14 protein-coding genes and 1 pseudogene are annotated in these 14,295 nt (G+C 60.8%); 13 read left to right on the forward strand and 2 right to left on the reverse strand.

Annotation, left to right across the window (positions count from 1 at the left end):
* The first annotated feature begins 432 nt into the window (after positions 1-432).
* From fimE to CE636_RS10715, 9 genes and pseudogenes are all read left to right on the forward strand, one after another.
* Positions 433-1,041, forward strand: a complete 609-nt coding sequence (fimE, locus tag CE636_RS10675) for a type 1 fimbria switch DNA invertase FimE (RefSeq protein WP_004205365.1) — start codon at positions 433-435, stop codon at positions 1,039-1,041.
* A 481-nt stretch (positions 1,042-1,522) separates the two neighbouring features.
* The gene (fimA, locus tag CE636_RS10680; RefSeq protein WP_004205364.1) at positions 1,523-2,071 is read left to right on the forward strand and encodes a type 1 fimbrial major subunit FimA; all 549 of its coding nucleotides are present in this window, start codon (positions 1,523-1,525) and stop codon (positions 2,069-2,071) included.
* Positions 2,072-2,142: 71 nt separating this feature from the next.
* Positions 2,143-2,679, forward strand: a complete 537-nt coding sequence (locus CE636_RS10685; RefSeq protein WP_004205362.1) for a fimbrial protein — start codon at positions 2,143-2,145, stop codon at positions 2,677-2,679.
* A gap of 70 nt (positions 2,680-2,749) precedes the next feature.
* Positions 2,750-3,433, forward strand: coding sequence for a fimbria/pilus periplasmic chaperone (locus CE636_RS10690; protein ID WP_369707419.1), 684 nt, complete (start codon positions 2,750-2,752; stop codon positions 3,431-3,433).
* A gap of 81 nt (positions 3,434-3,514) precedes the next feature.
* Positions 3,515-6,127: a fimbrial biogenesis usher protein gene (locus CE636_RS10695; protein WP_017899264.1), complete on the forward strand. Its 2,613-nt coding sequence runs from the start codon at positions 3,515-3,517 to the stop codon at positions 6,125-6,127.
* A gap of 10 nt (positions 6,128-6,137) precedes the next feature.
* Positions 6,138-6,665: a fimbrial protein gene (locus CE636_RS10700; protein WP_004205358.1), complete on the forward strand. Its 528-nt coding sequence runs from the start codon at positions 6,138-6,140 to the stop codon at positions 6,663-6,665.
* A gap of 27 nt (positions 6,666-6,692) precedes the next feature.
* Positions 6,693-7,178 (forward strand): fimbrial protein, encoded by a 486-nt coding sequence (locus CE636_RS10705; protein WP_072500825.1) that lies wholly within the window; start codon positions 6,693-6,695, stop codon positions 7,176-7,178.
* Between the two features lie 17 nt (positions 7,179-7,195).
* On the forward strand, positions 7,196-8,101 hold the full coding sequence (locus CE636_RS10710; protein ID WP_025999153.1) for a fimbrial protein: 906 nt from the start codon (positions 7,196-7,198) through the stop codon (positions 8,099-8,101).
* Positions 8,098-8,748 (forward strand): annotated as a pseudogene (locus tag CE636_RS10715) (fimbrial protein); the annotation flags it as partial. The gene CE636_RS10710 and the pseudogene CE636_RS10715, both read left to right, overlap by 4 nt.
* A gap of 83 nt (positions 8,749-8,831) precedes the next feature.
* Here the strand turns inward: CE636_RS10715 and CE636_RS10720 are convergent.
* Positions 8,832-9,104: a GNAT family N-acetyltransferase gene (locus CE636_RS10720; protein ID WP_002916201.1), complete on the reverse strand. Its 273-nt coding sequence runs from the start codon at positions 9,102-9,104 to the stop codon at positions 8,832-8,834.
* Positions 9,105-9,115: 11 nt separating this feature from the next.
* The gene (gene yjdI / locus CE636_RS10725; protein WP_004205354.1) at positions 9,116-9,346 is read right to left on the reverse strand and encodes a 4Fe-4S mono-cluster protein YjdI; all 231 of its coding nucleotides are present in this window, start codon (positions 9,344-9,346) and stop codon (positions 9,116-9,118) included.
* A 224-nt stretch (positions 9,347-9,570) separates the two neighbouring features.
* Between yjdI and CE636_RS10730 the strand changes: the two genes are divergently transcribed.
* The 4 genes from CE636_RS10730 to CE636_RS10745 are packed head-to-tail and all read left to right on the forward strand — an operon-like array spanning position 9,571 to position 14,270.
* A complete protein-coding gene (locus tag CE636_RS10730) occupies positions 9,571-9,843 on the forward strand; it encodes a YtcA family lipoprotein (RefSeq protein WP_004205353.1) in 273 nt (90 codons plus the stop codon).
* Between the two features lie 6 nt (positions 9,844-9,849).
* The gene (gene mdtN / locus CE636_RS10735) at positions 9,850-10,875 is read left to right on the forward strand and encodes a multidrug transporter subunit MdtN (protein ID WP_004205352.1); all 1,026 of its coding nucleotides are present in this window, start codon (positions 9,850-9,852) and stop codon (positions 10,873-10,875) included.
* A gap of 12 nt (positions 10,876-10,887) precedes the next feature.
* A complete protein-coding gene (mdtO, locus tag CE636_RS10740; protein WP_017899268.1) occupies positions 10,888-12,825 on the forward strand; it encodes a multidrug efflux transporter permease subunit MdtO in 1,938 nt (645 codons plus the stop codon).
* Complete coding sequence (locus CE636_RS10745) at positions 12,822-14,270, forward strand: MdtP family multidrug efflux transporter outer membrane subunit (protein WP_017899269.1); 1,449 nt, start codon at positions 12,822-12,824, stop codon at positions 14,268-14,270. The genes mdtO and CE636_RS10745 overlap by 4 nt, the downstream gene beginning before the upstream one ends.
* Positions 14,271-14,295: the final 25 nt, after the last annotated feature.

Consider the following 14,295-nt stretch of genomic DNA (forward strand, 5'->3'; position numbering starts at 1 on the left):
TACCGCGTTGCGGGGAAATTAAATAGCAATAAATTAACCCTCAGTTAATTATGATTACTGTTCCCGCAAGTTCTTATTTAATCCTGCGGTCTCATCGTTAAATTGACCCTGTATTAATTCCGGTTTTGCCGTGATTCTTTATTGTTGGCTAAAAATCCATCCCGCTATTTTTTTAAAATCTACCGAGTGAAAAATCCCTTTTATTTTATGCACATGCTATAAAACCCGAGCAGATCTATTGTGACCTTGCTTAAAATCTCTAAAATTAAGAATTATCGCCAGGCGATATTTTGACTGGCTGTAAATATAATATGCTATCTATACGTGGTTAATCGCCTTCACCTTGTACCGTTCTTACATTACGGATCTTTTCCGTCATGGCGTATGGTTTCGCCATGACGACCCCTCACCTCTTTTTCAGGAGTAATTATTGTGAACCGACGTCGTTTTCTTACCGCCAAAGAAGTTCAGGCTATGATGCAGGCCGCGCGTCAGGGCGCCACCGGCGAGCGGGACTACTGTCTCATCCTTCTCGCCTTTCGCCACGGGATGCGCATCAGCGAACTGCTGGATCTGCACTATCACGATCTGGATCTACGGGAAGGCCGGGTCAATGTGCGGCGGTTGAAGAACGGTTTTTCAACTATTCACCCGCTGCGCTTTGATGAACGTGAGGCCATTGAGCGCTGGAGTCAGGTCCGCGCCGGCTGGAAAGCGGCGGCCAAAACCGACGCGCTTTTTATCTCCCGTCGCGGGACCCCGCTCTCACGCCAGCAGGCGTATCGTATTATTCGCTCCGCCGGGGAAAAGGCGGGTACCGTGACGCAGACCCACCCCCATATGCTGCGTCACGCCTGCGGCTACGAACTGGCGGAAAGAGGTACAGATACCCGTTTGATCCAGGATTACCTCGGTCATCGTAATATTCGACACACGGTACGCTACACCGCCAGCAATGCGGCGCGTTTCGCTGGAATATGGGAAAGAAATAATCTTATTGGAGAAAGCATTGCAGAATCGGGAGTTGATACAACTGATTGAATTTAATTAAAAAAATAAACCGTGAACAGGTCAATTGGGGCCAAACTGTTTATATCATAAAAATGTTTTGACATATTTTGCAACTCACCACGCCATATTTCTGCAGAAAAATTATTAACTACATGTTTTTAATATATTTTTAAAGCGTCAATTACGCACTTTTCCCCACCCTGCCCTCCCGTTGCATTGGCGCGCCTTCGCCAGCGGTATCTCTCTTCCTTTCGCACTCTCGCTAACATCACCAGATTAAATAACCAATAAAACCACATTAAACAGATTTTAATACCGGGAAACAGGCAAGATTAAACAACGAACAGATCGTTTATCTCAACGAGTCAAAATGGCCCCAATTGTCTCATCGGTTGGGCGAAAACTGTGCAGAGCCGGCAGCCAGACCACTCGGCTGAAATCTGAAATGCCTGGAAGGCACAACGGCTGCCAATCCGGTTCGTTATTTCGACATCGTTCAAAGGAAAACAGTATGAAAATCAAAACACTGGCAATGATTGTTGTGTCAGCCCTGTCTCTGAGCTCCGCGGCGGCCCTGGCCGATACCACCACGGTTAACGGCGGGACCGTCCATTTTAAAGGGGAAGTCGTTAACGCGGCCTGTGCGGTGGATGCCGGCTCTATCGATCAAACCGTCCAGTTGGGCCAGGTGCGTTCCGCGAAGCTGGCCACGGCGGGGAGCACCAGTTCGTCCGTTGGTTTCAACATTCAGCTGGATGATTGCGACACCACGGTAGCAACCAAAGCGTCCGTCGCCTTCGCCGGTACGGCCATCGACAGCAGCAATACCACCGTTCTGGCGCTGCAAAACTCTGCCGCCGGCAGCGCGACCAACGTCGGCGTGCAGATCCTCGACAACACCGGCACGCCGCTGGCGCTGGACGGCGCCACCTTCAGCGCAGCCACCACGCTGAATGACGGCACCAACATCATTCCGTTCCAGGCACGTTACTACGCCACTGGCGCCGCGACCGCCGGTATCGCGAACGCTGACGCCACCTTCAAAGTGCAGTACGAGTAAGGCAAACATCAGGCAAGGAAGCCATCCGGGCCAGGAGGGCCCGCGCTTAATTTTGCAACCGGGGTGAAACGATGCAGGGAATGAAATCGGGTCTGCTACTGCTGCTGCCTCCGCTGGCGCTGGCCGGTAATCAGTGGAACGTCACGCTGCCGGGGGGCAGCATGCGCTTTCAGGGCCTGATCATGGCCAGTTCCTGCCGCGTCGAAGCCGGCGATCGGCAGATGACGGTCAATCTGGGACAGATCAGCAGTAACCGATTTCACGACGTGGGCGAAGACAGCAACCCGATCCCTTTCACGATTCATTTACAGGATTGCAGTACGGCAGTCAGCCAGCATGTCGGGGTGGCATTTCACGGCGTGGCTGACGGCAAAAACCCCGACGTGCTGTCGGTGGGTGAAGGCCCGGGGATCGCCAGCGGGATCGGCATCGCGCTGTTCGACAGTCACGGCCAGCAGCTGCCTCTCAATCGTCCGCCGGATCGCTGGGTGCCGCTCTACCGCGGACCGACGACGCTAAATTTCGTCGCCAAATATCGGGCGACCGGACGCCAGGTCACCGGCGGCGCGGCCAACGCCCAGGCCTGGTTCTCATTAACCTATCAGTAATCAACCCGCAGACCAGCAGGACAACACCGTGAGCAGACAAGGAGATAATGTGAGAAAAACAGCAACGACGATACGCGGCATACTGACGGGATGTGTGCTTTTCGCCGCCGGCGCGTTGAGCGCCAGCGCGCACGCGGGCGTCGCGCTGGGCGCGACCCGGGTCATCTACCCGGCGGGTCAGAAACAGGTCCAGCTGGCGGTGACCAATAACGACGACAACAGCACCTGGCTTATTCAGTCATGGGTGGAAAATGCCGATGGGCAGCGAGACGGCCGGTTTGTTATCACTCCCCCGCTGTTTGCCATGCAGGGCAAAAAAGAGAACACCCTGCGCATTATCGATGCGACCAATAACCAGCTGCCGCAGGATCGGGAAAGCCTGTTCTGGATGAACGTGAAGGCTATTCCCTCAATGGATAAATCGAAGCTCAGCGACAACACCCTCCAGTTGGCGATTATCAGCCGCATCAAGCTCTACTACCGACCGGCAAAACTGACCCTGCCCCCGGATCAGGCGGCGGACAAGCTGACCTTTAGCCGCAACGGATCGTCGCTAACGCTGACGAATCCAACCCCTTATTACCTGACGGTGACCGAACTGAACGCCGGAACGCGCATTCTGGAAAACGCCCTGGTGCCGCCGATGGGTAAAACCAGCGTCAAGCTGCCCGCGGATGCCGGCAACACCATCACCTATCGCACCATTAACGATTACGGCGCGCTGACGCCGAAAATGAATGGCGTACTGCGTTAAATCTGGTGTGCCCCGCCGCGCGGGCCACGCTGCGCATGACCAGAAGCACTGACAGCCGGGCAACGTCGGACCGGAGGGATTATGTCACATCGAAAATATGGACTGGACCATGGGGGTCGCCGAAGCGCCCGGCGCCTGATTACGCCGGCGCTGACGCTGTGGCTCTGCTCACAGCCGTTCGCCGCGCAGGCGGACCTCTATTTTAACCCCCGCTTTTTAGCTGACGATCCGGCGGCGGTGGCAGACCTGTCGGGATTTGAAAAAGGCCAGGAGGTCCCGCCGGGCACCTATCGCGTCGATATTTATCTCAATAACGGCTATATGACCACCCGGGACGTCACTTTCCAGGCCGATGCGCAAGGCCATGGCCTGTCGCCCTGCCTGACCCGCGGCCAGCTGGCGAGCATGGGGGTGGATACCGGACGGGTGACGGGCATGGCGGCCCTGGACAGTACGGCCTGCGTGCCGCTAACGACGCTCATCAGCGAAGCCACCACCCGCTTCGATGTCGGCCAACAGCGCCTGTATCTCACCGTACCCCAGGCGTTTATGGGCAGCCACGCCCGCGGGTATATCCCGCCGGAGCTATGGGATAACGGCATCACCGCCGGGCTGATTAACTATAACTTCACCGGTAATAACGTCCATAACACCACCGGGGGCAACAGCCGTTACGCCTATCTGAACCTGCAGAGCGGTCTGAACTTCGGCCCGTGGCGCCTGCGCGATAACAGCACCTGGAGTTACAGCAGCGGCGGCAGCGCGTCATCCAATGAGAACCGCTGGCAGCACGTCAACAGCTGGCTTGAGCGGGACATCATTTCCCTGCGATCGCGGCTTACCCTCGGGGATAGCTACACCAACGGCGATGTCTTCGACGGGATCAACTTCCGCGGCGCGCAGCTGGCCTCGGATGACAATATGCTGCCGGACAGCCAGAAAGGCTTCGCGCCGGTGATCCACGGGATCGCCCGCGGCACCTCGCAGGTGTCAGTCAAACAAAACGGCTACGAAATCTACCAGAGCACGGTGCCGCCGGGGCCGTTTACCATCGACGATCTCTACGCCGCGGGCAACGGCGGCGATCTGCAGGTCACCATTAAAGAAGCGGATGGCACCCGCCAGGTCTTCAGCGTGCCCTGGTCAACGGTGCCGGTGCTGCAGCGCGAAGGCCATACCCGCTTCGCCTTCACCGCCGGGGAGTACCGCAGCGGCAACAACCAACAGGAAACGCCCGATTTTTTCCAGAGCACGGCCATGCATGGCCTGCCGGCCGGCTGGACCCTGTACGGCGGCACCCAGCTGGCGGACCGCTATCGCGCCTTTAACCTCGGGGTGGGGAAAAACATGGGCTATTTCGGCGCCTTATCGCTGGATATCACCCAGGCCAACGCCACCCTGCCTGACGACAGCGAGCATCAGGGACAGTCGGTGCGTTTTCTCTATAACAAGTCACTGGATGAGACCGGCACCAACCTGCAGCTGGTGGGCTACCGCTACTCCACCCGCGGCTACTATAACTTTGCCGATACCACCTACCGCCGGATGAGCGGCTACAGCGTGGAAACCCAGGACGGGGTTATCCAGGTGAAACCCAAATTTACCGACTACTACAATCTGGCTTACAGCAAGCGCGGTAAGGTGCAGCTGAGCGTGACCCAACAGCTGGGGCGCACCGCCACCCTCTATCTGAGCGGCAGCCACCAGACCTACTGGGGCACCGACGATGCCGATGAGCAACTGCAGGCCGGCCTCAACGCCGCCGTAGACGATATCAACTGGTCGCTAAGCTACAGCCTGACGAAAAATGCCTGGCAGCAGGGGCGCGATCAGATGCTGGCGGTCAACGTCAATATCCCCTTCAGCCACTGGCTGCGTTCCGATAGCCGTTCGGTCTGGCGGCACGCCAGCGCCAGCTACAGCCTGTCGCACGATCTCAATGGCCGCATGACCAATCTGGCGGGCCTGTACGGCACCCTGCTGGAAGACAATAACCTCAGCTATAGCGTACAGACCGGCTATGCGGGCGGCGGCAACGGCGACAGCGGGAGCACCGGCTATACCGCGCTCAACTACCGCGGCGGCTACGGCAACGCCAACGTCGGCTACAGCCGCAGCGATGGTTTCAAACAGCTCTACTACGGGGTCAGCGGCGGCGTGCTGGCGCACGCCAACGGCATCACCCTGAGCCAGCCGCTGAACGATACCGTAGTGCTGGTGAAAGCCCCCGGCGCCGGCGGCGTGAAGGTAGAAAACCAGACCGGGGTGCGCACCGACTGGCGCGGGTATGCCGTCCTGCCGTATGCCACCGAGTATCGCGAAAACCGGGTCGCGCTGGACACCAATACCCTGGCCGACAATGTCGATCTTGACGATGCAGTGGTCAGCGTGGTGCCTACCCATGGGGCGATCGTCCGCGCCAGCTTTAACGCCCAGGTGGGAATGAAGATTCTGATGACGCTGACCCATCGCGGCAAACCGGTGCCGTTTGGCGCCCTCGCCACCAGCGACAGCAACCAGAGCGGCAGCATCGTCGCGGATAACGGCCAGGTCTACCTGAGCGGGATGCCGCTGGCGGGCAAGGTGCGGGTGAAATGGGGCGATGCCCCGGACGCCCAGTGCGTGGCCGATTATCGTCTGCCGCCGGAGAGCCAGCAGCAGTCGCTCAGCCAGCTGTCCGTCGCGTGTCGCTAAGGAGATGATGATGAGAACACCGCAGTTTCTGCTGAGCGCCCTGCTCGCTCTGTTCGCGCCGCTGGCCTTCGCTGCCGACAGCACGATCGCCATCAGCGGCTATGTGCGCGACAACGCTTGCGCGGTGGCCGGAGAGTCGAAGGATTTCACCGTCGATTTGCAGGACAACGCCGCGAAGCAGTTTTACGCCGTCGGGGCGACGACCCCGCCGGTGCCGTTCCGTATCGTGCTATCGCCCTGCGGCACTTCCGTCACCGCGGTGAAGGTCGGCTTCACCGGCGTGGCGGACAGCGTCAATACCAGCCTGTTAAAACTTGACGCCGGCGCCTCGGCGGCGGCGGGAATGGGGGTGGACATTCTCGACCAGCAGCAGTCCCGGCTGCCTGTCAATGCCCCGTCGTCAGCCATCGCCTGGACCACGCTGACGCCGGGCCAGACCAACATCCTGAACTTTTACGCCCGTCTGATGGCCACGCAGGTGCCCGTCACCGCCGGGCATGTCAATGCGACAGCAACATTCACCCTGGAATTTCAGTAAGTGGAGGCTGAAATGAAATGGACCCACGTGGGCTGGCTGCTGGCCGGCCTGTTAACCGCGAGCCCTTCCCTGCGGTCGGCCGACGTCACCCTTACCGTCAACGGGAAGGTGGTGGCCAGACCCTGCACGGTCTCCACCGTCAATGCCACCGTCGAGCTGGGCGATCTCTACACCTTCAGCCTGATTGGCGCAGGCTCGGCATCGGCCTGGCACAGCGTGGCGCTGGATCTCAGCAACTGCCCCGTCGGTACCTCACGGGTGAAGGCCACCTTCAGCGGAACGGCGGACAGCACCGGCTATTACAAAAACCAGGGGACGGCGGGCAATATTCAGCTCGAATTGCAGAGCGAGGATGGCACCACGCTGAACAATGGCAGCAGCCAGTCGGTACAGGTGGATGAGGCCAGCCAGTCCGCCCGCTTCCCGTTGCAGGTCAGGGCCCTGTCGGTCAACGGCGGCGCCACGCAAGGCACCATTCAGGCGGTGATTAACGTGACCTATACCTACGCCTGAGCCAGGAGAGCATCATGATGAAAAAAATTATCCCTTTATTCACCACCCTGCTGCTGTTGGGCTGGTCGATAAACGCCTGGTCCTTCGCCTGCAAAACAGCCACCGGCGCGACGATCCCCATCGGCGGCGGCTCAGCCAACGTCTACGTTAACCTGACCCCGGCGGTCAACGTCGGGCAAAACCTGGTGGTCGACCTCTCCACGCAGATTTTTTGCCATAACGACTATCCGGAAACGATCACTGACTACGTGACCCTGCAGCGCGGATCCGCCTATGGCGGTGTGCTGTCAAGTTTCTCTGGCACCGTGAAATATAACGGCACCTCTTACCCCTTCCCGACCACCACGGAAACGGCGCGGGTGATTTACGATTCCCGGACCGATAAGCCCTGGCCGGCCGTCCTGTATCTGACGCCGGTCAGCACCGCCGGCGGGGTGGCGATCACCGCAGGATCGTTAATCGCGGTGCTGATCCTGCATCAGACTAACAACTACAATAGCGACTCCTTCCAGTTCATCTGGAATATCTACGCCAATAACGACGTGGTGGTCCCCACCGGCGGCTGCGATGTCTCCGCCCGCGATGTCACCGTCACCCTCCCCGACTACCCGGGCTCCATGGCCGTGCCGCTCACCGTGCACTGCGCGCAGAGCCAACAGCTGGGGTATTACCTCTCCGGCGCCACCGCGGACAGCGCTAACGCGATCTTCACTAACACCGCCTCCGCCTCGCCGGCGCAAGGGATAGGCGTCCAGCTTACCCGCAACGGCAGCGCCGTGCCGGCGAACAGCACTGTCTCACTGGGCACCGTCGGAACCTCGCCGGTCAATCTCGGCCTGACGGCGACCTACGCCCGGACCACAGGCCAGGTCACCGCCGGCAACGTGCAGTCGATCATCGGCATTACCTTTGTCTATCAATGATGACCGAGTACATCCTCTCTCCCTGCTCGCTGGCCGCCCGTGGGTTGAGCCAGCTGATGCACAACGCGGGGAAGCGGCCCGTCGTGCTGCCGGTGGAGGGCGTCTCTCTGCGGGAGCTGGCCGCGGTGAAGCGGATCGTGGTCTTTCTTCCTGACGATCCCCTGTGGATGCTCACCACACTGCGCCAGGCGGCCAGGCTGCTCGACCAGGCATCACGCCCGTTGCCGATGCTGATGCTTAGCCGCAGCCCGGCCATCTGGCTGTGGCGAACGCTGCTTTATCAGGTGAGCCATCCGGATCGTTTGCGCAACGTCCATGCCGCTCCTGCCGACCTCCCCTGCGCGCAACTGATCCATCGGCTGAAGAACGCGCCGCGGCTTGAACGCCTTGCCAGTGAAGCCGCCCTGATCCACCGAAAACGGGCCGCCGGTTTAAGTCATGCCGAGCTCAAAGCGCTCCTCGCCCTGCTGCAAGGGCAGACGATAGGCGAGCAGTCGCAACGTCTCGGATTGAGCCAGAAAACGCTCTACGCTCAGCGGCTGGCGGGGGTGAAAAAGCTGGTGGAATATCACCCGCATCTGGCCCCTCGCTTTCCGCACAGGCAGCCGCCTCGTTCATCAGCAAACTCACGGTCGGCGTTTGTACAGGCATGAGGGGAAGCGATGAGTGACTAAAGGCGTGGATTCGCTGGCGAGAGAAAAGCGCACCGGTTTACACCGGTGCCGGTACGTCAGGCGCGAATATCGTCGTATTCACGGGTGTTATCGAATTCATGTTTGGCAAACGGGCAGAGAGGAATAATCTTCCGCTGCTCCTGGCGCATTTTTTCCACCACCTTCGCCACCAGCTGTTTCCCCACCCCCTGGCCTTTCAGGCTGGGATCGACATCGGTATGTTCGATAATGCTGAGGTGTTCGCCGGTGGGAACAAAAACAATCTCCGCGACCTGGTTACCCTGCGCGTCGTTAACATAAAATTTGTTGTGCCCTTCCAGTATTTCCATCTTCTCCTCGCTTATTTATGACGATATTGCAGCGCGCCGCTCGGGCAGGTATCGATCACCTTCACCACCGTCGCGACATCTACTTCATCCGGGATGATCCACGGCTTACGCTTGAGATTGAACAGCTTCGCGCTGCCGCGCACGCAGTTCCCGGAATGCTGACAGATCGCCGTATTAAAGTAGACGTCGATTTTCTCCCCGGTGTAGGCCCGGTAGCCGGCTTCCAGTAATTCCTTATCCATGACATTGCCTCGGTCTTGTTTTATGACTTTCAGGCTAAGCATAGTCCTCCGCTTGACGGCTGACTATGCGCAAGTCGGTAATGGGCGTGAGGAGAGCGATTTGGCGCATCCTCCCCCTCTCCCGGCGCGCAAGGATCCCGCAGTCAACGAACGGTTGACTTTCATTCCCGCAACGAGGCGATTACACTCATGACACACTGGTAAGAGCACTCAGGGATGTTCCATTGAATCATATTGCCACCATAGCCCGCCCAGCGCGGCTACTGCTCGTCTTGCCGCTAACCGGCTGCTCACTCTCACCAGCGATCCCGGTACTGGGCGCCGCATTCCCCGGCTGGTTTTTCTGCTTGTTGGGCGGGGCGTTTTTACTGATCCCCTGCCATATCCTGATTACCCGTAAAGGCTGGCAGCCTCGCTTTTCTCCCCTGGTCTTCAGCTATGTCGCGCTGATGTTCCTGTTCGCCACACTGCTGTGGTTTCTGTTTTTTGTTCACTGATCGCTTATGACTACTTCCCGCACTCCCCTGTTACGCAAGAAATGGCCTCTGCTGGCGCTGGTCCTGGCCGCCATCCTGGCGTTGATCCTGGTTATCTGGCAGTTGCAAACGTCGCCAGAGACCAATGACGCCTATGTCTACGCCGATACCATCGATGTGGTGCCCGAGGTCAGCGGGCGCATCGTGGAGATGCCCATTCGCGATAACCAGCGGGTGAAAAAAGGCGATCTGCTGTTCCGCATCGACCCCCGCCCCTATCAGGCGATGCTCGATGACGCGAAAGCGCGGCTGACGACCCTCGACGCGCAGATTATGCTGACCCAGCGCACCATCAAAGCGCAGGAGTATAACGCCCAGTCGGTGGCGGCCGCCGTCGAGCGCGCCAGAGCGCTGGTCAAGCAGACCACCTCCACGCGCATCCGCCTTGAGCCGCTGGTGCCGCAGGGGTTTGCCTCGCAGGAAGATCTCGATCAGGCGCGTACCGCCGAGAAAGCGGCGCGGGCGGAGCTGGAGGCCACGCTGCTGCAGGCCAGACAGGCCTCGGCGGCTGTGACCGGCGTGGATGCCATGGTGGCGCAACGCGCCGGGATCCTGGCGCAAATCGCCCTCGCCGAACTGCATCTGGAATTCACCGAAGTGCGCGCGCCGTTCAACGGCGTGGTGGTGGCGCTGAAAACCACCGTCGGCCAGTACGCTTCGGCGCTGAAGCCAGTCTTCACCCTGCTGGATGACGACCGCTGGTATGTGATCGCTAACTTCCGCGAAACCGACCTGAACAACGTGCACCCTGGGGTGGCGGCGCGCATCACCGTGATGACCAACCACAACCGGACCTTTAACGGGGTGGTGGATTCGGTCGGCTCCGGCGTCCTGCCCGAAGGCGGGAGCGTCATCGAAGGCCTGCCGCTGATCCAGAAAAGCATTAACTGGGTCCACGTCTCGCAGCGCTTCCCGGTGAAAATCGCCGTCAGCGATCCCGATCCGGAACTGTTCCGCATGGGCGCCTCGGCCAGCGCCGTGCTGCAGCCGTAGCCGGGCGACGCGATGTTTCCTCTCGCCCATTTTTTACGCCAGGAACTGCGCGACGCACCGGGACGCGCCAGCTACACGCTGCGCCTGACGCTGAGCTGTGCGGTGCTCATCACCCTGTTCATGACCCTGCAGATCCCCTTTCTGGCCGTCGCGCTGATCGTCGTGTTCTACGTCAGCCAGCCTAACGTGTTGATGATTAAGTTAGTCAGCGTGGTCTTTTTTGTCACCGTCAGCGTGGCGCTCGGCGGCGTGCTGCTGATCATCAAGTGGACCTATGACTACCCGCTGATCCGCCTGGCGGCCTCCGTGGCGCTCTTTTTCTGCGCCATCTATCTAATGCGGGTGCTGGGCAAGCTGGGACTGGCCTTTTTCGTGGTGGCGCTGGCGGTGATTTACGCCCAAACCTTCCCGTCGATGACCAGCCAGAGTGAAATCCTGGTGCGGCTGCTGCTCTGGCTGTGGGTGGCGATTAACACCGCGATCCTCGTCACCCTGCTGGTCAACGCCTGTTTTCAGCAGGCCTTTCCCGGCAACCAGTTTAAGGCGCGTCTGGCGGAGATGCTGCAGGCGGTCGCCAGCCGGCTGGCAGACCCGGACGCTGAAGCGCCACCGACCTTCGGCGAGACCGCCGCGCAGTTCAACCAGCTGCAGTCGCTGTTCGCCCAGGCCAGCCGGGCGACGCCGGAGATCGCCGCCGATCCCCAGGCCTGGCGCTCGCGGCTGGCCGCCACCCTGCGCTGCTACCAGCTGGCGGCGCTGCTGCAAGCGGACGAGGCCGATAGCGACGATCGCCTGCGGCTGTCGCAGGCGGTGCTGCAGCTGAAGAGTGCCCTCAGCGAGGGGCCGTTTGACGGCGCTATTCCTCCCCTGGCGCTCAGCGGCCGCGGCGTCAATCGCGCCGTTCTGCAGGAGATGGTAGCCCTTCTGCAGCGGCTGGCCCTGGGTGAGCCCGTTGCTCTGCCGCAGGGCGAGGTGGAGAAGCCGCCCCTGCTAGCGCCGGACGCCTGGCGCAACCCGGCGTATCTCCATTTTGCGCTCAAGACCCTGCTGGCGACGCTAATCTGCTATGTCTTCTATACCGCTGCCGACTGGCAGGGACTGCATACCATTATGCTGAGCTGCGTGATCGTCGCCCAGCCCGGGCTGGGCGCCACGATGCAAAAGACGTGGCTGCGCATCGGCGGCGCGCTGTTCGCCACTCTGCTGGCGCTGCTGTTAATCGTTTTTGTCCAGCCCTGGACCGACTCGCTGTCGGGGCTGCTGGCGATGTCCCTGCCAGTGCTGGCGATGGCGGCCTGGATTGCCGCCGGCTCGGAGCGTATCGCCTACGCCGGGATCCAGATTGGCTTCACCTTTGCGCTGGCCTTCCTCAGCTGGTTTGGTCCGCTGACTAACCTCACCGAGCTGCGGGACCGGGTGCTGGGTATCCTGCTCGGGGTGCTGGTCTCCTCCATTGTCCATTTATATCTCTGGCCGGACAGCGAAGCGCCGCAGCTGAAATCGCGCCTCGCCGGACTCTATCGCCGGCTGGCGGACTGCCTCGCCGCCCCGCACGATGCGGTGCCGCTGGCCCCTCTGTTTGTCGCCTTCACCGACAGCGAAGCGCTTATCCATCGGGTTCGCGCCGAACCGCTGGGCACGTATGCCCACCCCTGGCCCCAGGCGAAAAACTGGCCGATGCGCGCCACCCTCGCCCGGGCCGAGGAGATCGCCCGCCTCACTGAAGGGTACCGGCTCAACGCCGCGCCGGGAGACCCGACCCTGGCCCGCTGCGCCGAACAGCTGCGGCGCTACGCCGAACGTATCGAACAGGAGGCAACGGCCCCTGCCGAACCGCTGGCCACCGACCTGACTAACCCCTTTGGCCCAGCGCTGGCCGCCGCGCTGGCCACCCTGCCCGACTGGGGCCCGACACCGATAGCGACTGAGCAACAGGCTAAAACGTCATGATGATCCTTCCTTTCTCCGCGCGGCTGCGCGGCACTCTCCTTACCCTGACGCTGACGCTGCTCAGCGGCTGCGCGCTGATTCAGGACGAGCCTGCCCAGGTCGCCATCGTCAATCCGCAGCAGGCCCAGCTGGCGCAGGTGATCCACCTGGCGAACAGCAACTGGCCGGCAGCCCGCTGGTGGGAGGCCTACGATGACCCTCAGCTCAATATGCTGATCAACCGGGCGCTGCAGAATTCGCCGACCATGCAGGCCGCCCGGCTGCGCATCTCCCAGTCGCAGTCTACGGTGGAACTCGCCCAGTCGGCGATGGGCCTGCAGGCCACCGCCGTCGCGGCGCAAAACCGCCTGCGGATCACCGACAAATCCTTTAGCTGGCCCTACTCCTACTCCCTGCCGGTGGATAAGAACGGTCCGTGGTATACGCTGAACACCGTTGGCGTCGGGGCGCAGCTGAATATCGATCTCTGGGGAGCCGATCGCGCCCGGGTCGCCGCCGCCATTGGCGAGAAAAACGCCCGGCTGGCGGAGACCGCCGGCATTGAGCTCGACATCGCCAGCAGCGTGGCGCAGCTCTATTTCGCCATGCAGGCGACATTCCAGAAAATCGCGCTGCTGAAGGAGCTGGAGGGCATTGCCCAGTTCTCGGTGGCGGCCCACGAGCACCGGACCCAACGCGGTGTGGAGGATAGCGTGGATGTGGCCAACGCCCAGGCCGAACAGCTCGCCGCCCGCCAGCAGATCATTAGCGCCGAGGGGATGCTGACCCAGTATCGTGAAACCCTGCGGGCGCTGATCGGCGCCGATGCGCAAAGCATGCCGGCGATCCATCCGGTAGCGCTGCCTGCGCTCCAGGAGACGCTACCGCCGTCGCTCTCTTTCGAGCTGCTGGCCCGCCGCCCGGACCTGCAGGCGCTGCGCGGGTACGTGACCGCCTCCCTGAGCCAGGTCGACGCGGCGAAAGCGGCCTTCTATCCCCATTTTGATATCAAAGCGTTCTGGGGCTATAACGCCCTGAGCGTCGGGGATCTGTTTAAGTCCTCTTTCCAGCAGATCAACCTGCTGCCCGGGCTCTATCTGCCGATCTTCGACGGCGGTCGTCTGAACGCCAATCTGCAGTCGGTGCGCACCGCCAGCAATATTCTGATCAAACAGTACAACCAGGCGGTGCTGGACGCGGTTCGCGATGTCGCCATCAGCTCCAGCCAGCTTAACGACCTGAATCAGCAGCGTGCGCTGCAGCAGCTGAAGGTCACCGCGGCGCAGACCACCACCGACAGCGCTCGCGCCCATTATCAGCGCGGCCTGCTCAGCCGCTACGCCGCCGAAGAGGCCCGACGGGCGGTTCTTGCCCAGCAGTTGTTGCTCCTGGACATTGAGGCCCAGCGGCTGAGCACCGACATTACCCTGATCAAAGCCCTGGGCGGCGGCTACCGCGGCCAGTAACAAAAATGCCTTCCCCGGAGGGGAA

The organism is Klebsiella sp. LY, from assembly GCF_004010915.1.
Lineage (GTDB): Bacteria > Pseudomonadota > Gammaproteobacteria > Enterobacterales > Enterobacteriaceae > Klebsiella > Klebsiella quasipneumoniae.